The following is a 25654-nucleotide window of genomic DNA, read 5'->3' on the forward strand; positions in this document are numbered from 1 at the left end:
GATGCTGATAATCTGTTGACTAGCAGTCTGATACCACAAGCACCCACACGAATTGCTTGATTCAGTTGTTAAAGAGCGGTTGGTTAAGATCTTTCGTCTCAACCGAGGCGCGCATTCTACAGCAGCCTCATTTGCTGTCAAGCGGTTATTTTCCGAAGCTTTCAAAGTTTCCTCTGCAACTTCAACCACTTGCGCCGTCGATCTCTCGTCAGCGGGAGGCGAATTCTACAGCGTTACTCGCTGCTGTCAACACCTCTTTTTCAACTTCCTTTCGACTTCGATGACCTGAAGCGACCCGCTGTCGAAACTGCGTAACTCATTGTTTACCAAGGAGTTTTCCGTTTCGACTGCGCCGGAAGTGGGGCGAATTATAGGCCTCTAAAATTCGCCGTCAACCCTTTATTACAGGTTTATTCGGATTTGAGCGTAATGCGCGCAAATGCCTTCTTCCCCGCCTGGCAAACATGGGTCGCACCCAGTACGTACATAAAAGAGCGGTCAACGACCTCACCATCTATACGCACACCACCGGAACCGAGAAGATCTCGCGCAACGGCCGAGTTCTTCACCAACCCCGCTTTATTAAGAACGGCAGCGATTGGCATATCTTCGGTAGCGGTCAATTCAATCTCAGGCAGATCATCCGGCAGCTCGCCATCCTTCATACGATTACCTGCCGCACGATGAGCATTGGCAGCAGCCTCTTCACCATGGAAGCGCGCAACAATCTCTTCAGCCAGCTTGATCTTGACGTCACGCGGATTGGCACCCGCCTCGACATCAGCACGCAAGGCGTTGATTTCATCCATGGAACGGAAGCTGAGCAATTCGAAGTAACGCCACATCAGCGCATCAGGGATGGAAACCAGTTTGCTGTACATCACGCCCGGCGCTTCCTGGATACCTACGTAGTTGCCCAAGGACTTGGACATCTTCTTCACGCCATCCAGACCTTCAAGCAATGGCATCGTCAGAATGCATTGAGCTTCCTGACCATAACTGCGCTGCAGCTCGCGCCCCATCAGCAGGTTGAACTTCTGATCGGTACCGCCCAACTCGACATCAGCACGCAAGGCGACCGAGTCATACCCCTGAACCAGCGGATAGAGGAACTCGTGAATGGCGATTGGCTGATTGGTCGTGTAGCGCTTGTCGAAGTCATCGCGCTCGAGCATGCGTGCGACCGTGTACTGCGAGGTCAGCCGAATGAAGTCGGCCGGCCCCATCTGATCCATCCAGGTGGAGTTGAAAGCCACTTCGGTTTTAGCTGGATCAAGAATCTTGAAAACCTGAGTCTTGTAGGTCTCGGCATTCTCAAGAACCTGCTCGCGAGTCAATGGAGGACGCGTCGCACTCTTGCCACTCGGATCACCGATCATCCCGGTGAAGTCGCCAATCAGGAAGATCACCTGATGACCCAGCTCCTGGAACTGACGCAGCTTGTTAATAAGCACGGTATGGCCCAGGTGCAAATCCGGCGCAGTCGGATCGAAGCCCGCCTTAATACGCAGCGGTTGGCCGCGCTTGAGCTTCTCAATCAGCTCGGACTCGACCAACAGTTCTTCCGCACCACGTTTGATCAGCGCTAGCTGCTCTTCAACCGACTTCATAACAGACCCGCAAGGCTCGAATTCAAAGGGAAACAACCATACAAGATCGCGCGTCAAATACAAGGTTTGCCCGGCGCACGGATGCCTATCCATGAACAGAGTGTCCACGGACTTGCTTCAGAGATGATTTGGTTATATTTTATACAGTTATTTCATATTCATCATGTCATTCATCTTTTCCAATTCATCTTTTTCAAAGTCAAAAATTACTTATGACCAAAGAATCGTCTAAAGCGCCACCGCTTTACCCGAAGACCCACCTGCTCGCCGCAAGTGGCATCGCCGCTCTTCTGAGCCTGGCGCTTCTGGTATTTCCTTCCAGTGATGTAGAAGCCAAGAAGACGACCCTGAGTCTCGAACTGGAAAGTCCTGTTGAACAACTGACACAAGATCAAGACGCTGCCGAGGCCGTCCAAGCCACAAATGAGCCAGCAGCTTCTCCTTTCGCACAGATCGAAGACAGTGCAGAAGCCACTCAGGAAACCGCCCAAGCCGCACCCGCGCCGGTTGTCGAACAAAAGAAGGCACCAAACCACAGGGAAGTGATCGTCGGCAAGGGTGATACGCTCTCCACGCTGTTCGCGAAGGTTGGTCTTCCGGCCACTTCGGTGCATGAAGTGCTGGCCAGCGACAAGCAGGCCAAGCAGTTCAGCCAGCTCAAGCATGGACAGAAACTCGAATTCGAACTGAACCCGGATGGACAGCTGACAAACCTGCACAGCAAGGTCAGCGACCTTGAAACCATCACGCTGACCAAGAACGACAAGGGCTACACGTTCAACCGCGTTACCGCCAAGCCGACCGTGCGCTCCGCGTATGTTCATGGTGTGATCAACAGCTCGCTGTCGCAGTCTGCCGCTCGTGCCGGCCTGTCCCACAGCCTGACCATGGACATGGCCAGCGTGTTTGGTTATGACGTCGACTTCGCCCAGGACATTCGCCAGGGTGACGAATTCGACGTGATCTACGAGCAGAAAGTGGTCAATGGCAAAGCGGTCGGCAACGGCCCGATCCTGTCCGCGCGCTTCACCAACCGCGGCAAGACTTATACCGCCGTGCGCTACACCAACAAACAAGGCAACAGCAGTTACTACACGGCTGACGGCAATAGCATGCGCAAGGCGTTCATCCGTACTCCGGTAGACTTCGCCCGTATCAGTTCGAAGTTCTCCATGGGCCGCAAACACCCGATCCTGAACAAGATCCGCGCCCACAAAGGCGTCGACTACGCAGCTCCACGCGGCACTCCCATCAAGGCGGCCGGTGACGGCAAAGTATTGCTGGCTGGCCGTCGCGGCGGTTACGGCAACACCGTCATCATCCAGCACGGCAATACATATCGCACGCTGTACGGGCACATGCAGGGCTTTGCCAAAGGTGTCCAGACAGGCAGTAATGTCAAACAGGGCCAGGTGATTGGCTACATTGGCACCACCGGCCTGTCTACCGGCCCGCACTTGCACTATGAGTTCCAGGTCAACGGCGTGCACGTCGACCCGCTGGGCCAGAAAGTGGCAATGGCCGATCCGATCTCCAAGGCAGAACGCTCGCGCTTCCTCGCGCAAAGCCAGCCACTGATGGCGCGCATGGACCAAGAGAAAGCCACCATGCTGGCTTCGAAGCGCTAAGCCATGACGCTCTATATAGGTGTGATGTCCGGAACCAGCCTCGATGGCCTGGACATTGCGCTGATCGAGCTGGCCCCGGCGATCAGGCTGGTCGCTACGCACTACATCCCTATGCCCGAATCCCTGCGCGCCGAGCTGCTTGGCTTGTGCGCCAGCGGTCCGGATGAGATAGCCCGCTCCGCCATCGCCCAGCAGAACTGGGTGAAACTGGCCGCACAGGGCATTCACGCCCTCCTCGCAAAACAGCAACTCACACCTGATGACATTCGCGCGATTGGCAGCCATGGGCAGACTATTCGCCACGAACCGGCGCGCGGTTTTACGGTGCAAATCGGCAATCCGGCGCTGCTGACCGAGTTGACTGGCATCTCGGTCGTCAGCGACTTCCGCAGTCGCGACGTTGCTGCTGGCGGACAAGGCGCGCCTCTGGTTCCGGCCTTTCACGAAGCCTTGTTCGAAGAACAGGCCGGCAATCGCGCCGTACTGAACGTCGGCGGCTTCAGCAATCTGAGCCTGATCGAACCCGGCAAGCCTGTCGCCGGCTTTGACTGCGGCCCGGGAAATGTATTGCTCGACGCGTGGATTCACCAGCAACGCGGCGACAACTTTGACCGCGATGGCCAATGGGCTGCCAGTGGCAAGGTTGAACCGGTACTGCTGAAAGCACTGCTCAGCGATCCGTTTTTCATGACCCAAGGCCCGAAAAGTACCGGTCGCGAAGTATTCAACCTGCCGTGGCTGATGCAGCACCTGACCCGGCTACCGACCTTTGCCGCCGAAAACGTACAGGCAACGCTGCTTGAATTGACCGCACTGACCATCGTCGAATCACTGCAAAGTGCTCAGTCGAATACTCAGGAAGTGCTGGTCTGTGGTGGTGGCGCGCACAACACAACATTAATGAATCGCCTGGCCAGCCTGCTGCCGAAGGCAAACGTCACCAGCACATCCGCGTACGGTGTCGACCCGGACTGGGTCGAAGCCATGGCCTTCGCCTGGCTGGCCCACTGTTGCCTCGAGGGCATTGCAGCCAATCGCCCAAGCGTCACTGGCGCCCGTGGCTTGCGTGTACTCGGCGCCATCTACCCCGCTTGATTGCTCCAGACAGCAAAACGCCGCAGGGCCTTGAAGCCATGCGGCGTTTTGATGATACAGGCGCGCTGATCAGATCGAGAACGACGAACCACAGCCACAGGTAGTGGTCGCGTTCGGGTTCTTGATGACGAAACGCGAACCCTCCAGACCTTCCTGGTAATCCACCTCCGCACCTGCCAGATACTGGAAGCTCATCGGATCGACAACCAGACTCACACCTTCGCGCTCGACGATGGTGTCGTCATCGGCCACTTCTTCATCGAAGGTAAAGCCGTACTGAAAACCTGAACAACCGCCGCCCGTAACGAATACGCGCAGCTTCAAGCGATCATTCCCCTCTTCATCGACCAGGCTCTTCACCTTGTGCGCGGCACCGTGTGTGAATTGCAAAGCCGTGGGGGTGAAGGATTCGACGCTCATGCTGACTATCTCCCGGCGTTACGCCGCCATAATGCGTGATGACGCGCATTATCCGCTTGTCCTAGAAAATCGGTCAACTATTGTTATGGTATATCAACCATCCCAATCGTCAGCCCGGAATGCAAAAAGGCCCGTTCAACGGGCCTTTTCACTGTGTGCAGTGAAGCCTTACGGCAACATGCCAGCGTGGGACAGGCCCAGACGCTCATCCAGCCCGAACAGGATGTTCATGTTCTGTACCGCCTGGCCCGACGCACCTTTGACCAGATTGTCGATCACCGACAACACAACCACCAGATCACCGTCCTGTGGACGATGGACCGCGATACGGCACACGTTGGCGCCCCGTACGCTACGGGTTTCCGGATGGCTGCCGGCCGGCATGACGTCGACGAACGGCTCAATGGCATAACGCTTTTCAAACAGCGCTTGAAGATCGACCGAGCGATCCACAACGGTCGCGTAGAGCGTCGAGTGAATGCCACGGATCATCGGTGTCAGGTGTGGAACGAAGGTAAGGCCAACGTCCTTACCTGCGGCACGACGCAGACCCTGGCGGATTTCCGGCAAGTGACGGTGCCCTTTGACGGCGTAGGCCTTCATGCTTTCCGACGTTTCAGAGTACAACGACCCTACAGATGCGCCGCGACCGGCACCGCTGACGCCGGATTTGCAGTCAGCGATCAGGCGCGAAGCATCGGCCAGACCTGCCTCAAGCAGCGGCAGGAAACCTAACTGCGTTGCGGTCGGGTAGCAACCCGGCACAGCAATCAGGCGCGCCTGTTTGATCTGCTCGCGGTTGACTTCCGGGAGGCCGTAGACAGCCTCCTCCAGCAACTGCGGCGCACCATGCGGCTGGCCGTACCATTTGGCCCATTCATCAGCATCCTGCAGACGGAAGTCGGCAGACAGGTCGATGACCTTGGTTCCGGCCGCGAGCAGTTCACCCGCCAGAGCGTGCGCAACGCCGTGAGGTGTTGCAAAAAACACCACGTCGCAAGCACCCAGGGTTTTGATGTCCGGAACGCTGAACGCCAGGCCGTCGTAGTGGCCTCGCAGGTTCGGATACATATCGGCCACGGCGAGGCCGGCCTCGGATCGGGAAGTGATGACGACCACTTCTGCCTGCGGATGCTGTGCCAACAGACGCAGCAGTTCGACACCGGTGTAACCCGTGCCGCCGACGATACCGACCTTGACCATAAACCTGCCCTCAACGAACCCACTGGAAAGCCGTCGATAATAGGGGCCGCGCGCCCCTGCGACAACCGGCAAGGTGACGATCGGAGGCTCAAGCCCCTACTATTCCGGCTACCGTGAATCCTGGAATAACCAAAATGCTCTATCTCTGGCTCAAAGCTTTTCACATCATCAGCGTCGTGTGCTGGTTTGCCGGCCTGTTTTACCTGCCGCGCCTGTTCGTTTATCACGCCCAAAGCGAGGACACCGTCAGCAAGGAACGCTTCAGCATCATGGAGCGCAAGTTGTATCGCGGCATCATGGGCCCGGCGATGATCGCTACGCTGATTTTCGGTGGCTGGCTGATCAGTCTTAATCCGGGAGCCTACTTCAGCCAGGGTGGCTGGATGCACGCCAAGCTGACCCTGGTGGTGTTGCTGATCGGCTACCACCACATGTGCGGTGCTCAGGTGAAGCGTTTTGCCCGTGGCGAAAACACCCGCAGCCATGTCTTTTATCGCTGGTTCAATGAAGTGCCGGTTCTGATATTGCTGGCAATCGTCATTCTGGTCGTCGTTCGGCCGTTCTAAATCCAACAGGAATAACTCACCGGGGGTCATCCAATGTCACTGCCCGCTTTGCTTGAACAACGTTTACGTCTGCCTGTGGTGGCAGCGCCAATGTTCCTGATTTCCAATCCGCAACTGGTGCTTGCCTGCTGCCGTAACGGCGTGGTGGGCAGCTTTCCTGCGCTGAACCAGCGCGAAAGCAGCGGTTTCAAGGCATGGCTGGAAGAAATCGAAGCCGGACTGGCGACACTGGAAAATCCCGCGCCGTACGCGGTCAACCTGATTGTCCACAAAAGCAATCCACGATTGCAGGCGGACCTGGAAATCTGCATCGAGCACAAAGTGCCGATCGTGATCACCAGCCTTGGCGCCGTGAAAGAAGTGGTCGATGCCGTCCACAGCTATGGCGGCCTGGTGTTTCATGACGTGACGACACGCCGCCATGCCGAGAAAGCCGCCGAAGCCGGTGTGGATGGTTTGATCGCGGTCGCTGCAGGTGCCGGCGGGCATGCCGGCACCTGGAGCCCATTCTCGCTAATCGCCGAGATCCGCCAGTTCTTCGACAAGACGCTGCTGCTGGCCGGGTGCCTGAACCATGGTCACGAAATACTCGCAGCGCAACTGCTCGGTGCGGATCTGGCCTACTTCGGCACGCGATTTATCGGCACCACCGAAAGTCACGCGCCTGAGGCCTACAAAAATATGCTACTGACGTCCAGAGCGGCAGACATCATCCATACTCCTGCTGTATCGGGCGTACCGGCGAGCTTCATGCGCCAGAGCCTTGAGGCCGCTGGTTTCGATATGGCCGCGCTGCAAAACAAGGGTGAAGTCAATTTCGGTTCGAAACTCAAGCCGTTGAGCGACGAAGCCAAAGCCTGGAAAACCGTTTGGTCTGCGGGCCAGGGTGTGGGTGAAATCGATGATTTGCCGAGCGTCGATCAACTGGTAGCACGCCTCGACGCCGAATACCGCAAGGCACTGGAACAGTCCGGGCAACTGCGGCAGCGCTGGCCACGCTGAAAAATCAGGGCCGGCCATCCTTGGCCGGCCTTACACTGAATCTACTCAAACACGCGCGACAAGGATGCCTCGGCAATGAGCGAGAACCGGTACAAGATCGTATTCGACGGCACGCTACTGCCGGGTGTTGATATCACCACTGCGAAGCACAATCTCGCCGCACTGTACAAAAGCGAAGTAGCCGCCATCGAGCGCCTGTTCAACGGCCAACCGGTCACGCTCAAGCGCGAACTGTCACAGGCCGAGGCGCAGGCCTATCTGCAAGCCCTGAAGAACACCGGCATCAATGCCCGAATCGAGCCCGAGCCTTCGATCGAAATGCACCTGTCAGACATTCACCCTCACACCCCGGTGGACACTCCAGCAGAACCCGAATCCCCTTACGCCCCTCCGCGAGCCAGTGTTGGCGAACGCGTACCCGAGTTCGCAGACCTCAAGCCGTTCAGTGTCGATGGGCGGATCGGCCGCCTGCGCTTTCTCGCCTGGACCATGGTGCTGAGCCTGGTGACCCTGCCGATTGTCGGCGTGTTCGCGCTCATCGGCCTCGGGCTTGTCAGTGGTGACTCCACCGCAGGCCTGATCATCGGCGGCATTTTTGCGTTCTTCCTGTTCCTCGCGTTCGTGATTGTCAGCGCTCTGTTCAGCGTGCAGCGCCTGCACGATATTGGCTGGTCTGGGTGGCTCTGGTTGCTGAACTTCGTCCCCTTCGTGGGCAGTTTCTTCCCGCTGGTAATCATGGTCATGCCAGGCAACGCAGGTGCCAACCGTTATGGCCCGCCTCCCCCACCCAACAGCACGGCGGTCAAAGTGCTGTGCTCATTGTGGATCGTATTTATTGGTCTGGTTTTTGTCGGTGCAATGCTCGGAGGGATCTCTGCGATCCAGCAGGAATACGAAAGCAGCCTGGAAAGCAGCTACGAAAGTAGTTCGGGGATCACCGATGAAATCGACGTTGAGACCCAATCACCTGCAAATTCAACCGACGATGCAGCCGAAGAAGCCCAGCCCCCTGTAGACTCTGCGCAAGAATGAACAGCGCTCCCTGCGCGCGACACCTGCGTCGCGGCGCGGAGCTGTTGCGATGGAGAACTGCATGACCCGTTACGCTCTGATCACCGGCGCTTCCAGCGGCATTGGCCTGGCGATGGCCGAAGCGCTGGCCCGGCGTGGCCGCAGCCTGATACTGGTGGCCCGACAGCGTGATCAGCTGGAAAGTATTGCGATTGAACTGACTCAACGTTTTGGCGTGGAAGTGTTGTTCCGTGCCTGCGACCTGGGTGAACCGCTTCGGCTTTCAGGTTTTTTGCTGGAGCTGGAAGAAGGCGACCGGCAGATCGACCTGCTGGTCAATTGTGCCGGCATAGGTACATGCGGACCGTTCCTGGCGCAGGACTGGATGACCGAGCAGGACCTGATTGAAGTAAATATTCTGGCGCTCACCCGTCTGTGCCACGCCATCGGCAACAGCATGGCATTGCAAGGCGGCGGGCAGATTCTGAACGTCGCGTCCGTAGCAGCCTTCCATCCTGGTCCATGGATGAGCACTTATTACGCGAGCAAGGCCTATGTGCTGCACTTTTCGGAAGGTTTGCGCGTCGAGCTGAAAAAATGTGCGGTCAAGGTTTCGGTGCTCTGCCCCGGCCCGACCCGCACCGCTTTTTTCCGCACCGCGCAGTTGAACGCAGACAAACTGGCCAACAGTAAACTGCTGATGAGCCCGGAGGAAGTCGCGCTCTATACCGTTCGGGCTCTGGAGAAAAATCGCGCAATCATTATTCCCGGGCGGCGCAACCGCTGGTTCGCCGCCCTGCCCCGGTTCGGCTCGCGCTGGCTGATCCGGACCATCACCGGCATGGTCAACAAGGCTTACTGCCCACGCTGACCGGCCTGGTAAAAAGCTGGGCTCGGGCATAAGCCCTGAGTACACTCAGGCCAGCCCAAACAACGGAGAAAACAGCTGTGGATACTCTGTTCACCAAGATCATCAACCGGGAAATCCCGGCGAAGATCATCTACGAGGACGACCAGGTACTGGCCTTCCACGACATCGCCCCACAGGCACCTGTGCATTTTCTGGTAGTACCGAAAAAGCCGGTGCGCACCCTCAACGACCTCACTGAGGACGACAAGGCATTGGCCGGGCATATTCTGTTCACCGCCCAGCGCCTGGCCCTGGAACTGGGTTGTGAAAAAGGCTTCCGCGTCGTCATGAACTGCAATGAAGAAGGCGGACAAACCGTCTATCACATTCATATGCACGTACTTGGGCAACGTCAGATGCACTGGCCGCCGGGCTGATTTCAACAAACCCCGTGGGAGTGGCGCAACGCCGCTCCCACAAAGGCATCACGGCATTGTCATGGCAACTGCTGCACAATGACCCAGCGCAAACCTTCCCCGGCCGATTGGGTTAAACTGGCCGCCGAGATTCCTCCGGAGGTCAACATGACTACCCAACGTCACTACTCGCCGATTGACCGCCTTCTGCTGCAAGCCGATGCGGCGATGCGTACCTTGTTGCCCTTCAGCGGCCAGCCATACCGTCCGTCGCCGGCCATCGTGCAGCCGGATGCAAAAATGAGCGACGAAGACACCCGCCACGTTGCCGGCCTGATGCGCATCAACCATACCGGTGAAGTCTGCGCCCAGGCGCTATACCAGGGCCAGGCCCTGACCGCAAAGTTGCCCCAGGTCCGCGCCGCCATGGAACATGCCGCCGAAGAAGAAATCGACCATCTGGTCTGGTGCGAGCAACGCATCCATCAGTTGGGCAGCCACACCAGCATTCTCAATCCGCTGTTCTACGGCATGTCGTTCGGGATTGGCGCGGTTGCGGGGCTGATCAGCGACAAAGTCAGCCTGGGCTTCGTCGCGGCGACTGAAGATCAAGTGTGCAAGCACCTGAACGAACACCTTGAGCAACTGCCGGCGGAGGATGAAAAGTCCCGGGCGATTCTTGAGCAGATGCGTATTGATGAAGAGCAACATGCCGAAAGTGCACTGGAGGCTGGCGGCTTCCGTTTTCCTGCGCCAGTGAAGTTCGGGATGAGCTTGATGGCCAAGGTGATGACCAAGAGTACTTATCGGATCTGATATCAGCGTTGCTCAGCACATCGCTTTCGCGAGCAGGCTCGCTCCTACAGGGTTCTGTGTCAGCAATAAAAAAGGCGACTGCCGTGAGGTAGTCGCCTTTTTTGTGCCCTGAAATCTTAGTTCGACATGTTGCGCGCGTAGAAGATTTCGAGCATTTCGTGTTTCACACGCTCGGTCACCTGAGCACGTTGCTCGGCAGACAGGTTGCTGGTGGCATCACCGAACAGGTAGTTATCCAGTTCGAAGTTCTTCAGCAGCATTTTGGTGTGGAACAGGTTTTCCTGGTACACGTTCACGTCGGTCATCTGGTACGCGTCGTAAGTGTCTTCGGAGAGGTAGTTCTGAATCGAGTTGATCTCGTGGTCGATGAAGTGCTTCTTGCCTTCGACGTCACGGGTAAAGCCGCGCACACGGTAATCCACGGTCACGATGTCCGAATCGAACTGGTGAATCAGGAAGTTGAGCGCTTTGAGCGGTGAAATGACCCCGCACGTCGACACGTCGATATCCACACGGAAGGTGGCAATACCGTCATCCGGATGGATTTCCGGGTAGGTGTGCACCGTGATGTGGCTCTTGTCGAGGTGGGCCAGGATGATTTCGGGCAATGGACCCGGGGACTCTTCGATCTGGCTGTCGGTCGGGGTCACCGGCTCTTCCGAGATCAGAATCGTGACGCTGGCGCCCTGCGGCTCGTAGTCCTGACTGGCGATGTTCAGGATGTTGGCACCAATGATATCGACAACTTCTGTGAGGATCTGCGTCAGGCGCTTGGCGTTGTACTCTTTATTGATGTACTCGACGTAAGCCTGTTGGTCTTGCGGGGTTTCCGCGTAGCAGATGTCATAGATGTTGAAGCTCAAGGTCTTTGTCAGGTTATTGAACCCGTGGAGCTTGAGTTTGCTTTTCACCGTTAAAAACTCTCTATGTATTGCGGCCCGGCCGCGTGATCAAGCATGCCCGTCAGATGCGAACGACGCACCTGCGTAGGACGGTTAACACCTCTTCGCGATGGCGATTTTGGTTGTCTGTTCGGGTACGCGGCCTGTCGGCTGACGGGCCACTACCCTGAAAAAAGTGGCGCATTATGCAGACGTCAGCAGGGGATCGCCAGAGTCTGCACTGCTTTTATGATAGTTGAATGTCGATTCAACCGAGTTCGATGATTTCGTAGTCGTGGGTGATCTCGACACCGGCGGCGCCAAGCATGATCGACGCCGAGCAATACTTTTCGGCGGACAGCTCGATTGCGCGCTTGACCTGGGCTTCTTTCAGCCCACGTCCCTTGACCACGAAGTGCATGTGGATCTTGGTGAATACCTTCGGATCTTCGGTTGCACGTTCGGCTTCGAGGAAGGCTTCGCAGCTCTCGACCGCCTGCCGGGATTTCTTGAGGATGCTGACCACATCGAAATTGCTGCAACCGCCTACACCCAGCAGGAGCATTTCCATCGGCCGGACACCCAGGTTACGACCACCAGCATCGGGCGGACCGTCCATGACCACGACATGACCGCTGCCGGATTCGCCGAGGAACATGGCTTCGCCAGCCCATTGGATGCGTGCCTTCATCGCCAAGACTCCACTGTCTAAAAAAGGGTCGCCAGCTTAGCACAGGCCCCTTGATTGACAGCGCTCGCCTTCCTGGGACTTAACCATCCGCCTTGTAGGTAAATGCTCGAATATTGCAGGAAGTGTCTGTTAAGCTGACGCCAATTCGCTGGCGCATAGCCAGCTTTGCCGCCGCTACCGCAATTCATAAAAAAACCAAACATACCGTGCAGTCTTTTCGGGATACAACCATGGTTGCTATTGCCCCCACACCCAAAATCAAGAACCTCGACAAGCTGCTGATGCATTGCCAACGCCGTCGCTATCAGGCCAAGAGCAACATCATTTGTGCCGGCGACCGCTCGGAAACGCTGTTCTTTATCATCAAAGGTTCGGTCACGATCCTGATCGAGGATGACGACGGCCGGGAAATGATCATCGCCTACCTGAACGCCGGGGATTTTTTCGGCGAGCTGGGTCTGTTTGAGCAAGCAGGTCTGGAACAGGAGCGCAGCGCCTGGGTGCGCGCCAAGGTCGAATGCGAAGTCGCGGAAATCAGCTACGCGAAGTTCCGCGAACTGTCGCAGCAGGATCCAGACATTCTTTACGTGCTAAGCGGACAAATCGCACAACGCCTGCGCAACACAACCCGTAAGGTCGGTGACCTGGCGTTTTTCGACGTGACCGGTCGCGTTGCCCGCTGTCTTCTGGAACTGTGCAAGCAACCCGATGCGATGACCCACCCCGACGGCATGCAGATCAAGGTTACCCGTCAGGAAATCGGGCGGATTGTCGGGTGTTCACGGGAGATGGTCGGTCGCGTGCTCAAGGATCTGGAGGAACGCAACCTGGTTAACGTCAAAGGCAAGACCATGGTGGTCTTCGGTACGCGCTAGGTTCGAAAGCTCATGCGTCGAACATCAGCGCGAGCATTTGCCGGTAGAGTTCGTCGAGACGTGCCAATGCGTCTGGCGCCGTGAACTTCTCATGCAGGGCGATGTGGCTTTCGGCACGCACCCGTTGCTCCAGGCCGCAAGCCTCGTTGAAGCGATTGACCGCGGCAACCATCGAATCGCGCTCGTTATCCAGCAGCATTGCACCGTGCACCAGCCCCACCGGGCGCTGACCGCCCTGACTCTGGCGCCAGCGCTGGGCGGTGCCAACCATTTTGCGCCCGTCAAGGTTGACGTTGAAACGTCCATCGCAGAACGCACCGTCAATTTCGCCAAGCGACGAAGTGCCGCCCAACTCATCCAGCAACTGACAGATCGGATCGCACAAACGCCGGTAACCGGACTCGATGCGGTTCAGATCACCCTCGCTGCGCGGCGGTGCGTAGACCAGTGCGATATTGATCGTCGAAGCCGATTGCGGCACCGGCTCACCACCGGTTTCGCGTAGAAGCACGGGCCAACCGGCGGCGGCCGACACTTCACATGCGGCCTCGAAGCCCGGCAACCGATTCAAGCGCCGTGGCATGACCAATGCGCGGTCACTCGGTTGCCAGAACAGCAGGCCGAACTCCGCACCACCGGTGCATACCGATGCCAACAAATCCTGTTCGGCTTGCAGGCCGGCTTCGATGGTCAGGGAGATGGGAGAGGTCATAAGGTGCTCCGTAACGCTTGAAGCCTGTGGTGAAACTTATGCCGCCTTCGCGAGCAGGCTCGCTCCTACAGTAGTTCGTGTATCGCCAATCTAATGTGGGAGCGAGCCTGCTCGCGAAGGGGTCGACTCATCTTGCGAATAATCAGTCCAGGGTCGAACCGCTGACCGGAACACCACGTTCAGGGAAGAACAGACGCTGCAATTCGGTACCCGGGCTTTCAGCGCGCATGAACGCTTCGCCAACCAGGAACGCATAAACGTCGCTGATTTCCATCAGCTCGACATCGGCACGATTGAGAATGCCGCTTTCAGTGATCACCAGGCGATCACGAGGAATGCGCGGCAACAGGTCGAGGGTGGTTTCCAGGCTGACATCGAAGGTATGCAGGTTGCGGTTGTTCACACCGACCAATGGCGTGTCGAGGGTTTTCAAGGCCCGCTCGAGCTCGTCGCCATCATGGACCTCCACCAGCACATCGAGGCCGACGCCTTTGGCCACCGACGCCAGCTCGGCCATTTTCGCGTCGTCCAGGGCGGAGACGATCAACAGCACACAGTCGGCTCCCAGGGCGCGAGCTTCGACGATCTGGTACGGATCGATCATGAAGTCCTTGCGGATCACCGGCAGTTTGCACGCTGCGCGGGCCTGTTGCAGGTACGCGTCGGCACCCTGAAAGTAATCGACATCGGTCAGTACCGACAGGCAGGTCGCGCCGCCCTTCTCGTAGCTTTTGGCGATGTCGGCGGGAATGAAGTTCTCGCGGATCACGCCTTTGCTCGGCGAAGCTTTCTTGATCTCGGCAATGACTGCCGGCTGTTTCAGTTTGGCCTGAGCCAGCAAGGCCTTGGCAAAACCACGGGGCGCATCGGCCGCCTTGGCCAGGCTTTCCAGCTCGGCAAGGCTTACGCGAGCGCTACGCTCGGCAACTTCCTCGACCTTGCGCGCCAGAATTTTTTCCAGAACCGTCGGTACACTCATCCCTCATTCTCCACTTTGAATACCGCGGTAAAGGCACCCAGTTCTTCGAGCTTTTCCCGAGCCAGGCCGGTGTGCAGCGCATCATGTGCCAGGGCAACGCCTTCTTTGAGGCTGCTGGCATGGTCAGCGGCGTACAGTGCGGCGCCGGCATTGAGCATAATCATTTCGGCAGCTTTCTGACCGTTTTCAGTCTTGCGCTTGCCCAAGGCATCGCGAATCAATTCGAGGGACGCCGCCGGGCTTTCCACCGCCAGGCCATGCAGGCTCTGGCTCTTCATGCCCAGGTCTTCCGGCTCGACCCAGTACTCGGTGATCTGGTCGTTCTTCAGTTCCGCCACAAAAGTTGGCGCGGCCAGGCTGAACTCGTCCAGGCCATCCTTCGAATGCACCACCAACACATGCTTGCTGCCCAGGCGCTGCAGAACCTCGGCCAACGGCCGGCACAATGCCTGGGTGAACACGCCCACCACCTGATGTTTCACGCCAGCCGGATTCGTAAGCGGGCCGAGCATGTTGAACAAGGTACGCAAGCCAAGATCCTTGCGTGGGCCGGCGGCGTACTTCATGGCGCTGTGATGGGTCTGGGCGAACATGAATCCGATGCCGACGTTGTCGATGCAACGCGCCACTTGAACCGGGGTCAGGTTCAGATAGATACCGGCCGCCTCCAGCAAGTCGGCACTGCCGCTCTTGCCCGAGACCGCGCGGTTGCCGTGCTTGGCCACAGTGCAACCGGCCGCCGAAACCACGAAGGCCGAAGCGGTCGACACGTTGAAAATATTGGCACCGTCACCACCGGTACCCACCACATCGACCACGCCGTCGAGGGTCTTGAGTTCGACCTTGTCCGCCAGCTCGCGCATGACCGAGACGGCGCCGACGATTTCATCGATGCTTTCGCTTTTCATGCGCATGGCCATCATGAACGCGCCGATCTGCGCGTCCGTGCATTGCCCGGTCATGATTTCGCGCATCACATCACGCATTTCATCGGTGCTGAGGTCGAGCTGGTCGACGATACGGCTCAGGGCTGTCTTGATATTCATGAAAGGTCCTTAGCGCGTGCCGCCGGTTTGTTTGAGGAAGTTCGCGAACAGTTCGTGCCCCTGTTCGGTCAGGATCGACTCGGGGTGGAACTGCACGCCTTCGATGTTCAGGGTCTTGTGGCGAAGGCCCATGATCTCGTCGACCGAGCCATCTTCGAGCTGTGTCCAGGCGGTCAGCTCGAGGCAATCGGGCAGAGTTTCACGCTTGACGATCAATGAATGATAGCGAGTAACTGTCAGCGGATTATTCAGACCTTCAAAAACACCCTTGTCCTCATGGAAAACCGGGCTGGTCTTGCCGTGCATGACCTGGCGAGCGCGGACTACATCGCCGCCGAAGGCCTGGCCGATGGACTGGTGGCCAAGGCACACGCCGAGAATCGGCAGTTTTCCGGCAAAGTGCTTGATGACATCAATCGAGACACCGGCTTCGGTCGGGGTGCAAGGACCGGGAGAAACGACGATGCGAGCAGGGTTGAGGGCTTCGATTTCGGCAACGGTCAATTCATCGTTGCGCACGACTTTGACCTGGGAGCCCAGCTCACCAAGGTACTGCACAACGTTGTAGGTAAAAGAGTCGTAGTTATCGATCATCAGCAACATGGCGTTAAGAACCTCTTGAATTCACTGACTTCTAATGCAGCCTTCGAACGAACATCCCGCCGCGGCCTGCACTTGATCGATCAAGGCGGCCTGCAGGCGGGTCAGTTCATGGTTCAGCCTTGTGGAGTTTGTTCAGCCAGGGCAACGGCGCGGAACATCGCGCGGCGTTTGTTCAGGGTTTCTTCCCATTCCAGCGCCGGCACCGAGTCGGCGACGATACCGCCACCGGCTTGTACGTGCAGTTCGCCGTTCTTGATCACCGCCGTACGGATCGCAATGGCGGTGTCCATGTTGCCGTTCCAGGCGAAGTAACCGACGGCGCCGCCGTAGACACCCCGCTTGACCGGTTCAAGCTCGTCGATGATTTCCATCGCGCGAATCTTTGGTGCGCCAGACAAGGTGCCCGCCGGCAGGATCGCCCGCAGTGCATCCATCGCGGTCAGGCCGGCCTTCAATTGGCCGGTGACGTTGGAGACGATGTGCATCACGTTTGAATAGCGCTCGATGACCATTTTTTCGGTGAGCTTCACCGAACCGACTTCCGACACTCGACCGGTATCGTTGCGGCCCAGGTCGATCAGCATCAGGTGTTCGGCGATTTCCTTGTCGTCCGACAGCAGGTCTTTTTCCAGTTCCAGGTCAGCCTCTTCGTTGGCCCCGCGTGGGCGGGTGCCGGCGATCGGGCGTACGGTGATCAGGTTGTCTTCGACCCGCACCAGCACTTCCGGCGAGCTGCCGACGACGTGGAAGTCACCGAAGTTGAAGAAGTACATATAGGGCGTCGGGTTGAAGCAGCGCAGCGCACGGTACAGATCGATGGGCGCAGCCTTGAAGTCGATCGACATGCGCTGGGACGGCACGACCTGCATGCAGTCACCGGCCAGGATGTACTCCTTGATGGTGTCGACGGCTTTTTCGTAATCGTCCTGGGTAAAACTGGAGCGGAACACCGGATCAGCCGATTGCTGCCGGCTGAAATCCAGGCCACGGCGCGGGGTGATCGGCTGGCGGAGCTTTTCCAAAAGCTCCTCCAGACGTGCGCGACCTTGTTCGAAGGCGTCTTCCTGCGCCGGGTCGGCCAGGACGATTGCATGCATCTTGCCGGCGAGGTTGTCGAACACCACGACCGCATCGGACACCATCAGCAAAATGTCCGGCACGCCCAGTGGATCCGGGTTCGGGCACTTGCCCAGGCGCTTTTCCACATAACGCACGCAGTCGTAACCGAAGTAACCCACCAGGCCGCCGTTGAAGCGCGGCAGGCCGGCGATGGTCGGCACGTTGTAACGGGCCTTGAAGGCTTCGACGAAAGCCAGCGGATCTTCAACGTCATGGCTCTCGGTTTCGACGCCATCGACGGTCACGCTGACGTGGTGATCGTGAACCCGCATCACGGTGCGGCACGGCAGGCCGATGATCGAGTAACGGCCCCATTTTTCGCCGCCCTGCACCGACTCCAGCAGGTAAGAGTTGGGCTCGTCGGCCAGCTTCAGGTAGATCGACAGCGGCGTGTCGAAGTCGGCCAGGGTTTCGCAGGCAAGCGGGATGCGGTTGTAGCCGGCAGCGGCCAAACGCAGGAATTCTTCGCGGATCATGATGTGCCTCGTGGCTTGAGGGTCTAACAGTCAGGTAAGCAAACGCGCCGGATAACCGGCCAGGAACAAGTCAGGCGCGCCAACGCCAGCGGGCCAGGGCCTTGATGACTTTCATCCAGAGTTTGCGAGTGACCACCACGATGGAGTTTCCAGGAGGGGATTGAACAGCGTCAGGCAACGTTATCTCAGCGGCAAGATCCAGGCAACCGGGAATTAGCTTGCGCAGATCGTCGATGACCAGTGACGGCGACTCTTCGGCAATCGGCCGGCCATGGTTGTAGCCATAGCTCAACGCCACGCACTTGACCCCCGCCGCTTTAGCCGCCAGCACATCGCTGCGCGAATCGCCGACGAACAAGGATTGCGAGGCCGGGATGTTGGCCATTTTCATCACGAAAAACAGCGCGGCCGGATCGGGTTTTTTCTGTGGCAGGGTGTCACCGCCGATGATCCATTTGAAATAGCGGCCGATTTTCATCTGATCCAGCAGTGGTGCGACAAACCGCTCCGGCTTATTGGTAATCAGCGCCATTTCCACGCCTTGTTTGTTCAGCCACTTGAGGGTGTCACGCACACCGGGGTAAACCACCGTCAGCGCGTGACCGTCCTCATAAAAGCCGTTGAACAACGTCAGGGCATGCTCCGCTTCGGCCTCGTCGACACCCTCGGCATCGATGTCGTTGGCCAATGCGCGGCGTACCAACATGTGCACGCCATTGCCTACCCAGTCACGTACCGACTCGATGCCAGCAGGTTGACGCCCGAGTTTGAGCAGCATGTTGTCGATAGCCGCGGCGAGATCGGGGACCGAATCGACCAGCGTGCCATCCAGATCGAACATCACCAGCCGTGGCAGACGCCCCGGGAACAGCTGCTCAAAACCACTCATGGACGGGCCAGCGCCAGTTCGGAACGCATCTTCTCGATCACTTCCTGGTAGTTCGGTGCATTGAAGATCGCCGAACCGGCGACGAAGGTGTCGGCGCCCGCCGCTGCGATTTCACGAATGTTGTTCACATTCACGCCGCCGTCGATTTCCAGGCGTATGTCACGACCAGAGGCATCGATCAAGGCACGCGCTTCGCGCAATTTGTCGAGGGTGCCGGGAATGAATTTCTGCCCGCCGAACCCCGGGTTCACGCTCATCAGCAGGATCATGTCGACCTTGTCCATCACGTACTTGAGCACGTCCAGCGGGGTCGCCGGGTTGAACACCAGGCCGGATTTGCAGCCGCCTTCGCGGATCAGTTGCAGGGAGCGGTCGACGTGCTGGGTGGCTTCCGGGTGGAAGGTGATGTAGGTCGCGCCGGCTTCGATGAAGTCACCGACGATGCGGTCCACCGGACTGACCATCAGGTGTGCGTCGATTGGCGCAGTCACACCGTACTTGCGCAGTGCCGCGCACACCATCGGGCCGATGGTCAGGTTGGGTACGTAGTGGTTGTCCATGACATCGAAGTGCACGAAATCGGCGCCAGCGGCCAGGACATTGTCCACTTCCTCGCCCAGGCGGGCGAAGTCGGCGGAGAGAATCGATGGAGCAATTACGAAGGGCTGCATGACGCACCTTTTCTGAGCTAAATCACGATGGCGCGCATTGTATACCTCATGCTTTGGCGCGCGCACCGTGGGCGCGATGATTGGGCTTTGCCATCAGTCATCAACGGCAGAGGCTCTAGTACGCCGCGCGGTAGATTTTCTCGATATCGACAGCATTCAGTTTGCGCGGATTATTGCGCATCAGGCGTTCGATCCCCGCGGCTTCCACGGCCATGGCCGGGATAGCCTCCTCGGGAACGCCGAAGCTGTGTAGTCCTGGGGGGATTTCTACCGCTGCGCACAACGCACTCATGGCTTCCACGGCTTTATCGGCCGCTTCACTGGCACTCAGATGAGCGGTCTTCACCCCCATGGCTTCTGCAATATCCTGCATGCGTTCGACGCAGGCCATCTTGTTCCAGGTCATGACATAGGGCAGCAGCAAGGCATTGCTCACGCCATGGGCAATGTTGAAGCGCCCACCCAGCGGATACGCCAGCGCATGCACCGCGCCGACCCCGGCATTGCCGAACGCCATGCCGGCCATCAGGCTGGCGGTGGCCATGTCTTCTCGGGCTTGCAGGTTGGACGGATTGGCGTAGGCCTTGGGCAGCGCCTTGGCGATCAATTTGATCGCGCCGATGGCCAGGGCGTCGGTAATCGGCGATGCATTGACCGACAGATAGGATTCGATGGCATGCACCAGCGCATCGACACCACTGGCGGCCGTGACACTGCGCGGGCAGGTCAGAGTCATTTGCGGGCTGACCAGCGCCACATCCGGCAACAGGTAGTCGCTGACGATGCCTTTCTTCAATTGCGCGACCTTGTCGGAGAGGATCGCCACATTGGTCACTTCCGAGCCGGTGCCAGCGGTGGTTGGAATCGCGATCAGCGGCGGGCCTTTGCGCGGCACCTGTTCGATGCCGAACAAATCCTCCAGCGCGCCGTGGTATCCGGCATAGGCGGCAACGCTCTTGGCGATATCGATGGCACTGCCGCCACCCAGACCAATCAACCCGTCGTGCCCACCCTCGCGGTAAACGCGCATGCAGTCTTCGACGATGGCGATTTCCGGGTCGGGCAGCACCCGGTCGAAAATCTCGTAGCTGCGGCCCCCGAGCTGCGCCAGCGCCAGCTCTACGGTGCCGGATTTCACCAGGGCGGCGTCGGTAACGATCAGCGGATTGTCGATGTCCAGCCGGGTCAGTTCCGCCGCGAGTTGCTCAATGGCCCCCGCGCCGGTGATCAGTTTGTGAGCAATTTTGAAGGAGGAAAGACTCATGTGCGCAGCCTCTTATAGATAGGGGAGCTGGGCACAAGAGTAGCTGGGGATTTGGGGTTGGCTGGTATTCAGGCTGTGAATGAACTGAATGTCCACCGGAGCCCCCTGTGGGAGCGAGCCTGCTCGCGAAGACGGTTGAACATTCGACATTTGAGTCGACTGACACTCAGCATTCGCGAGCAGGCTCGCTCCCACAGTTGATCGATGTGACGCCTTAGACCTGTGCAGTACGCAGTTTCTCGCTACGACCACGCAGCCATTCCAGGGTCAGTAGCAGAATCACCGAGAAGGCAATCAGCAGCGTCGCGGCGGCGGCGATGGTCGGGCTGAGGTTTTCGCGGATGCCACTGAACATCTGTCGAGGCAGCGTCGCTTGCTCTGGGCCGGCGAGGAACAGCGTCACCACCACCTCATCGAACGAAGTGGCGAAGGCGAACAACGCACCGGAGATCACGCCGGGCGCAATCAATGGCAAGGTCACCCGACGGAACGCCACCAGCGGCGAGGCACCAAGGCTTGCCGCAGCCCGCACCAGATTCTGGTTGAACCCCTGCAAGGTCGCCGACACGGTGATGATCACAAACGGCACACCGAGCACGGCATGCACGACGATCAGCGAGGTATAGCTGTTGCCAAATCCCAATGGAGCGAAGGTCAGGTAGCTGGCCACACCAATGATGACTACCGGGACCACCATCGGCGAAATCACCAGCGCCATCACCAGTGGCTTGCCCGGAAAATCACCCCGGGTCAGGCCGATCGCCGCCAGCGTGCCGAAGATCATCGCCAGTACCGTCGCTGCCGGGGCCACGATGATGCTGTTCTTCAACGAACGCATCCATTCCGCCGAGGCGAAGAAGTCCTGGTACCAGTGCAGCGAAAAGCCTTGCAGCGGATAGACCAGAAAACTCCCCGAGTTGAACGACAGCGGAATGATCACCAGCACCGGCAGGATCAGGAACAACAGAATCAGGCCGCAGAGAATCCGCAAGCTGTAGAACCACACCCGCTCGATGGGCGACATATAAGGACTCAGCATTTCATTCTCCCCTTAGCTCAAGCGCAGGCGGCTCGCGCCCACCAGCCAGCTGTAAATCAGATAAAGCACCACGGTCGCCAGGAGCAGCAGCCCGCCGAGAGCGGTCGCCATGCCCCAGTTGATGCTGGTGTTGGTGTAGAAGGCGACGAAGTAGCTGACCATCTGATCGTTCGGACTGCCCAGCAACGCCGGGGTGATGTAGTAGCCGATGGCGAGGATGAACACCAACAGGCAACCGGCGCCGACACCGGCATAGGTTTGCGGGAAGTACACCCGCCAGAAGCTGGCGAATGGATGGCAGCCCAGGGAAATGGCCGCCCGCATGTAGGTCGGCGAAATGCCTTTCATCACGCTGTAGATCGGCAGGATCATGAACGGCAGCAGGATGTGCACCATGGAGATGTAGACACCGATGCGGTTGAACACCAGCTCCACCGGTTTATCGATGATGCCCAGGGCCATCAAGCCGCTGTTGATCAACCCACCCGATTGCAGCAAGACGATCCACGCCGCGACTCGCACCAGGATCGAGGTCCAGAACGGCAACAGCACCAGAATCATCAGCAGGTTGCTTTGCCGCGACGGCAGGTTCGCCAGCAGATAAGCCAGTGGATAGGCCAGCACCAGGCAGATCACGGTGATGATCAACCCCATCCAGAAGGTGCGGGTGAAAATGTCGAGGTAGATCGCCTGGTCAGGCGTGGCCGGAGCCAGTTCACCGAGATCGTCAATGCGGTGATCGACAGCGGCCAGCAGGTAGTACGGCGTGATGCTGCTGGTGTTGCGGCGTACGGCTTGCCAGTAGGCCGGATCGCCCCAGCGCTCGTCGAGACCTTCCAGTGCTTCTTTATAGGAGGCCGGCTCGGTGGCGAACGGCAAGGCGCGTGCAGTTTTGGTCAGCAGGCTGCGGTAGCCGGCCAACTCCATGTTCAAGCGCTTGGACAGGTCGCCCAAGGTCTGGTTCTTGCGGGCTTCGGCGAGGTCTTCGCTGGCAGCCTTGTAAACCGGTTCGGCGGGCAATCCACGACCGTCCCAGCTGGCGATAGCCGTCACGGTGCGCGGCATGCCACCGACCACTTCCGGGTTACCGACGCTTTTGTAGAGTAGCGCCGCGATCGGCACCAGGAACACCAGCAACAGAAACAGCACCAGCGGCGCGATCAACGCCTGGGCCTTCCAGCGGTTGACCCGCTCGGCGTGCTTGAGCCGCTGCTTCAAGGTGGGGTCAGTGCCCGCGTTCAGGGGAACGGCGATAGCCATGGCGTACTCCGGAAATCTTTGATCATTGCAGAGGCGGGAAACCACCTCGATCGTTTAATGCACACAACCCTAATGTGGGAGCGGGCTTGCTCGCGAAAGCGGAGTGTCAGTCAACAATGATGCTGAATGTGCTGACGTCTTCGCGAGCAGGCTCGCTCCTACAGCGTAAGCCCGCGGTGCGGTCTTACTTGGCAGCCCAGGAATTGAAGCGCTGTTCCAGTTGTTCGCCGTTGTCAGCCCAGAAGCTGACGTCGATCTGCACCTGGTTGGCGATGTTTTCCGGAGTGGTCGGCATGTCTTTCAGGACATCCTTGGCCAGCAACGGTACGGCCTGGGTGTTGGCCGGACCGTAAGCGATGTTTTCCGAGTAAGTCTTCTGCTGCTGAGGCTGTACCGAGAACGCAATGAATTTCTTCGCCGCTTCAGCGCGAGCCTTATCCAGACCTTTCGGAATGGCCCATGCATCGAAATCGTAGATGCCGCCGTTCCACACCACTTTCAGGTTGCTTTCTTTCTGCACGGCAGCGATACGGCCGTTGTAGGCCGAGCTCATGACCACGTCACCGGAAGCGAGGTATTGAGGCGGTTGTGCACCGGCTTCCCACCACTGAATGTTCGGCTTGAGCTCATCGAGCTTCTTGAACGCGCGGTCCTGACCATCTTTGCCGGCCAGCACTTTGTAGACGTCTTTCGGCGCCACGCCGTCAGCCATCAGGGCGAATTCCAGGGTGTACTTGGCACCTTTACGCAGGCCGCGCTTGCCCGGGAACTGCTTGGTGTCCCAGAAATCCGCCCAGCTGGTCGGTGCGGTTTTCAGCTTGTCGGCGTTGTAGGCCAACACGGTCGACCACACGAAGAAGCCCACGCCGCATGGCTGAATGGCGCCCTTGACGTAGTCTTCGTTCTTGCCGAACAGCGCCGGATCGAGTTGCTCGAACATGTCTTCGTCGCAACCACGGGACAGTTCTGGCGATTCAACCTCTACCAGATCCCAGGACACGCTCTTGGTGTCGACCATGGCCTTGACCTTGGCCATTTCACCGTTGTACTCGCCCGCCACGATCTTGCCGTTGCCTGCCGCTTCCCACGGTGCGTAGAAGGCTTTGACCTGCGCCGCCTTGTTCGCCCCGCCAAAGGACACCACGGTCAGGTCCGGGCCAGCGGCCATTGCGCCCGCAGCCCCCATCATGCCCAGTGCCAGAGCGGTGAATTTCAGGGATCTCAACATTTATTGTTCTCTCCACGTGCAGGGTTGGTGTTGTTGAAGCCAGGGCGATCAGTTCGCCTCTAGAATTGGGTCGAGCGCACGTACGTGCTCGACCTGCCAGCCAAGCGGAACCACGTCACCGACTGCGAGGCCGGGATCGAGCTCGGCAATCGGTTGCTTCACGAAGAAGTCGGTCTTGCCACAGACTTCCAGGCGAACCCGGACGTGGTCGCCCAGATAGATGAATTCCTCCACCCGTCCCGAGAAACGGTTGCTGCAAGACTCGCTGGAACCATTGAGGCTCACGCGTTCCGGGCGAATGGACAAGGTCACCGGCTCACCGGTCTTGCCGACATTCACCGCCAGCGCTTCAACTTTTTCACCGCGACCCAGTTCGACAATGCAGCGGTCGCCGGTCTGGCTGTGCAGGCGGCCATTAAGGCGGTTGTTCTCGCCGATGAAGTTGGCGACGAAGGTGTTTTTCGGCTCCTCATAGAGCGTGCGCGGTGGCGCGATCTGCTGGATCTCGCCTTGATGGAATACCGCCACACGATCAGACATGGTCAGGGCTTCGCCCTGGTCGTGGGTCACGTACACCACGGTCACGCCCAGACGCTGGTGCAGGTGTTTGATTTCCATCTGCATGTGTTCACGCAGTTGCTTGTCGAGTGCGCCGAGGGGTTCGTCCATCAGCACCAGTTGCGGTTCGAACACCAATGCGCGGGCCAGGGCCACACGCTGCTGCTGACCACCGGACAGTTGCGCCGGATAACGCTGAGCAAACGCATCGAGCTGCACCATACTCAGCACGCGCTTGACCTTGTCGCTGACGTCGCTCTTGTTCAAGCCGCGCACGGTGAGCGGGAACGCCAGGTTCTCGGCGACCGTCATGTGCGGAAACAACGCATAGTTCTGGAACACCATGCCGATGTCACGCTTGTGCGGCGGCACGTTGTTGATGGAGCGACCGGCCAGCAGGATTTCGCCTGCGGTCGGGGTTTCAAAACCGGCGAGCATCATCAGACTCGTGGTTTTGCCCGAACCGGACGGCCCGAGCAAGGTGAGGAATTCACCTTTGCGAATGTCCAGGTTGAGGTCTTTGACGATCAGGTTCTCGCCGTCGTAGCTCTTCTGCACTCCACGAAAGCTGACCAGAACATCATTGGCCCCTGCGCTTGAATCGACCTGGCTCATACCCACACCTTTGTTGTTGTTGACTGCTGTGGACTAAGCCTAGTGGACGCTGGGGACCGCGCAAATCGGGACGCAGGAGAGAATCGCCTCAGCCGGATGGAAGGTTGGGGGTAGGGATTGCCCTACAAGAA

At 58.5% G+C, this 25654-nt stretch carries 26 protein-coding genes; 9 read left to right on the forward strand and 17 right to left on the reverse strand.

Going from position 1 to position 25654, the window contains the following annotated elements:
• Positions 1-410 precede the first annotated feature (410 nt).
• Positions 411-1610 carry a tyrosine--tRNA ligase gene (gene tyrS / locus BJ917_RS18390; protein ID WP_121104028.1) on the reverse strand — a complete coding sequence of 400 codons (1200 nt, stop codon included), beginning with the start codon at positions 1608-1610 and terminating at the stop codon, positions 411-413.
• Positions 1611-1822: 212 nt separating this feature from the next.
• Here tyrS and BJ917_RS18400 point away from each other — a divergent pair, with 212 nt between their 5' ends.
• Both BJ917_RS18400 and BJ917_RS18405 read left to right on the forward strand, forming a co-directional pair.
• Complete coding sequence (locus BJ917_RS18400; protein WP_121104029.1) at positions 1823-3238, forward strand: peptidoglycan DD-metalloendopeptidase family protein; 1416 nt, start codon at positions 1823-1825, stop codon at positions 3236-3238.
• A gap of 3 nt (positions 3239-3241) precedes the next feature.
• The gene (locus tag BJ917_RS18405) at positions 3242-4333 is read left to right on the forward strand and encodes an anhydro-N-acetylmuramic acid kinase (RefSeq protein WP_121104030.1); all 1092 of its coding nucleotides are present in this window, start codon (positions 3242-3244) and stop codon (positions 4331-4333) included.
• A 69-nt stretch (positions 4334-4402) separates the two neighbouring features.
• On the opposite strand, the gene erpA is transcribed toward BJ917_RS18405, so the two are convergent.
• Positions 4403-4753, reverse strand: coding sequence for an iron-sulfur cluster insertion protein ErpA (gene erpA / locus BJ917_RS18410; protein WP_007906865.1), 351 nt, complete (start codon positions 4751-4753; stop codon positions 4403-4405).
• A gap of 168 nt (positions 4754-4921) precedes the next feature.
• Positions 4922-5956 (reverse strand): N-acetyl-gamma-glutamyl-phosphate reductase, encoded by a 1035-nt coding sequence (gene argC / locus BJ917_RS18415; RefSeq protein ID WP_121104031.1) that lies wholly within the window; start codon positions 5954-5956, stop codon positions 4922-4924.
• Positions 5957-6090: 134 nt separating this feature from the next.
• Between argC and hemJ the strand changes: the two genes are divergently transcribed.
• The 6 genes from hemJ to coq7 all read left to right on the forward strand — a co-directional run bounded on the left by hemJ (position 6091) and on the right by coq7 (position 10617).
• Complete coding sequence (gene hemJ, locus BJ917_RS18420) at positions 6091-6522, forward strand: protoporphyrinogen oxidase HemJ (protein ID WP_096514740.1); 432 nt, start codon at positions 6091-6093, stop codon at positions 6520-6522.
• A gap of 33 nt (positions 6523-6555) precedes the next feature.
• Positions 6556-7524 carry a nitronate monooxygenase family protein gene (locus BJ917_RS18425; protein WP_096514738.1) on the forward strand — a complete coding sequence of 323 codons (969 nt, stop codon included), beginning with the start codon at positions 6556-6558 and terminating at the stop codon, positions 7522-7524.
• A 75-nt stretch (positions 7525-7599) separates the two neighbouring features.
• Positions 7600-8556, forward strand: coding sequence for a DUF805 domain-containing protein (locus BJ917_RS18430; RefSeq protein ID WP_121104032.1), 957 nt, complete (start codon positions 7600-7602; stop codon positions 8554-8556).
• A gap of 61 nt (positions 8557-8617) precedes the next feature.
• Complete coding sequence (locus BJ917_RS18435; protein ID WP_096514734.1) at positions 8618-9406, forward strand: SDR family oxidoreductase; 789 nt, start codon at positions 8618-8620, stop codon at positions 9404-9406.
• 77 nt (positions 9407-9483) lie between these two features.
• A complete protein-coding gene (locus BJ917_RS18440) occupies positions 9484-9822 on the forward strand; it encodes a histidine triad nucleotide-binding protein (protein WP_007986008.1) in 339 nt (112 codons plus the stop codon).
• A 147-nt stretch (positions 9823-9969) separates the two neighbouring features.
• On the forward strand, positions 9970-10617 hold the full coding sequence (gene coq7, locus BJ917_RS18445) for a 2-polyprenyl-3-methyl-6-methoxy-1,4-benzoquinone monooxygenase (RefSeq protein ID WP_096515638.1): 648 nt from the start codon (positions 9970-9972) through the stop codon (positions 10615-10617).
• A gap of 116 nt (positions 10618-10733) precedes the next feature.
• Here the strand turns inward: coq7 and speD are convergent, their stop codons facing one another.
• Both speD and BJ917_RS18455 read right to left on the reverse strand, forming a co-directional pair.
• Positions 10734-11528: an adenosylmethionine decarboxylase gene (gene speD, locus BJ917_RS18450; RefSeq protein ID WP_096514732.1), complete on the reverse strand. Its 795-nt coding sequence runs from the start codon at positions 11526-11528 to the stop codon at positions 10734-10736.
• A gap of 238 nt (positions 11529-11766) precedes the next feature.
• Positions 11767-12189, reverse strand: coding sequence for an OsmC family protein (locus BJ917_RS18455; protein WP_008061600.1), 423 nt, complete (start codon positions 12187-12189; stop codon positions 11767-11769).
• Positions 12190-12419: 230 nt separating this feature from the next.
• Between BJ917_RS18455 and crp the strand changes: the two genes are divergently transcribed.
• Positions 12420-13064 (forward strand): cAMP-activated global transcriptional regulator CRP, encoded by a 645-nt coding sequence (crp, locus tag BJ917_RS18460; protein ID WP_096514730.1) that lies wholly within the window; start codon positions 12420-12422, stop codon positions 13062-13064.
• Between the two features lie 10 nt (positions 13065-13074).
• On the opposite strand, the gene BJ917_RS18465 is transcribed toward crp, so the two are convergent.
• From BJ917_RS18465 to BJ917_RS18525, 12 genes are all read right to left on the reverse strand, one after another.
• Positions 13075-13776 carry a lipoate--protein ligase family protein gene (locus BJ917_RS18465; protein ID WP_096514728.1) on the reverse strand — a complete coding sequence of 234 codons (702 nt, stop codon included), beginning with the start codon at positions 13774-13776 and terminating at the stop codon, positions 13075-13077.
• A gap of 142 nt (positions 13777-13918) precedes the next feature.
• A complete protein-coding gene (gene trpC, locus BJ917_RS18470; RefSeq protein WP_121104033.1) occupies positions 13919-14755 on the reverse strand; it encodes an indole-3-glycerol phosphate synthase TrpC in 837 nt (278 codons plus the stop codon).
• Positions 14752-15801, reverse strand: a complete 1050-nt coding sequence (gene trpD / locus BJ917_RS18475; protein ID WP_096514724.1) for an anthranilate phosphoribosyltransferase — start codon at positions 15799-15801, stop codon at positions 14752-14754. The genes trpC and trpD overlap by 4 nt, the downstream gene beginning before the upstream one ends.
• Before the next feature lie 9 nt (positions 15802-15810).
• Positions 15811-16404 carry an aminodeoxychorismate/anthranilate synthase component II gene (locus BJ917_RS18480; RefSeq protein ID WP_121104034.1) on the reverse strand — a complete coding sequence of 198 codons (594 nt, stop codon included), beginning with the start codon at positions 16402-16404 and terminating at the stop codon, positions 15811-15813.
• A 113-nt stretch (positions 16405-16517) separates the two neighbouring features.
• The gene (gene trpE / locus BJ917_RS18485; RefSeq protein ID WP_096514720.1) at positions 16518-17999 is read right to left on the reverse strand and encodes an anthranilate synthase component I; all 1482 of its coding nucleotides are present in this window, start codon (positions 17997-17999) and stop codon (positions 16518-16520) included.
• A gap of 70 nt (positions 18000-18069) precedes the next feature.
• Entirely contained in the window at positions 18070-18888 is an 819-nt protein-coding gene (locus tag BJ917_RS18490; RefSeq protein ID WP_121104035.1) for a phosphoglycolate phosphatase, read from the reverse strand.
• Positions 18885-19559 carry a ribulose-phosphate 3-epimerase gene (gene rpe, locus BJ917_RS18495; protein WP_008035979.1) on the reverse strand — a complete coding sequence of 225 codons (675 nt, stop codon included), beginning with the start codon at positions 19557-19559 and terminating at the stop codon, positions 18885-18887. The genes BJ917_RS18490 and rpe overlap by 4 nt, the downstream gene beginning before the upstream one ends.
• Positions 19560-19674: 115 nt before the next feature.
• Complete coding sequence (locus BJ917_RS18500) at positions 19675-20823, reverse strand: iron-containing alcohol dehydrogenase (RefSeq protein WP_121104036.1); 1149 nt, start codon at positions 20821-20823, stop codon at positions 19675-19677.
• A gap of 214 nt (positions 20824-21037) precedes the next feature.
• A complete protein-coding gene (locus BJ917_RS18510; RefSeq protein ID WP_096514714.1) occupies positions 21038-21862 on the reverse strand; it encodes an ABC transporter permease in 825 nt (274 codons plus the stop codon).
• Positions 21863-21874: 12 nt separating this feature from the next.
• On the reverse strand, positions 21875-23122 hold the full coding sequence (locus BJ917_RS18515) for an ABC transporter permease (RefSeq protein WP_096514712.1): 1248 nt from the start codon (positions 23120-23122) through the stop codon (positions 21875-21877).
• 184 nt (positions 23123-23306) lie between these two features.
• Positions 23307-24350, reverse strand: a complete 1044-nt coding sequence (locus tag BJ917_RS18520; protein ID WP_096514710.1) for an ABC transporter substrate-binding protein — start codon at positions 24348-24350, stop codon at positions 23307-23309.
• 48 nt (positions 24351-24398) lie between these two features.
• Positions 24399-25523 (reverse strand): ABC transporter ATP-binding protein, encoded by a 1125-nt coding sequence (locus BJ917_RS18525; RefSeq protein ID WP_096514708.1) that lies wholly within the window; start codon positions 25521-25523, stop codon positions 24399-24401.
• Between the last annotated feature and the right edge of the window lie 131 nt (positions 25524-25654).

The sequence above is a fragment of the Pseudomonas sp. WPR_5_2 genome, assembly GCF_003634475.1.
In the GTDB taxonomy this organism is placed as follows: domain Bacteria; phylum Pseudomonadota; class Gammaproteobacteria; order Pseudomonadales; family Pseudomonadaceae; genus Aquipseudomonas; species Aquipseudomonas izuensis.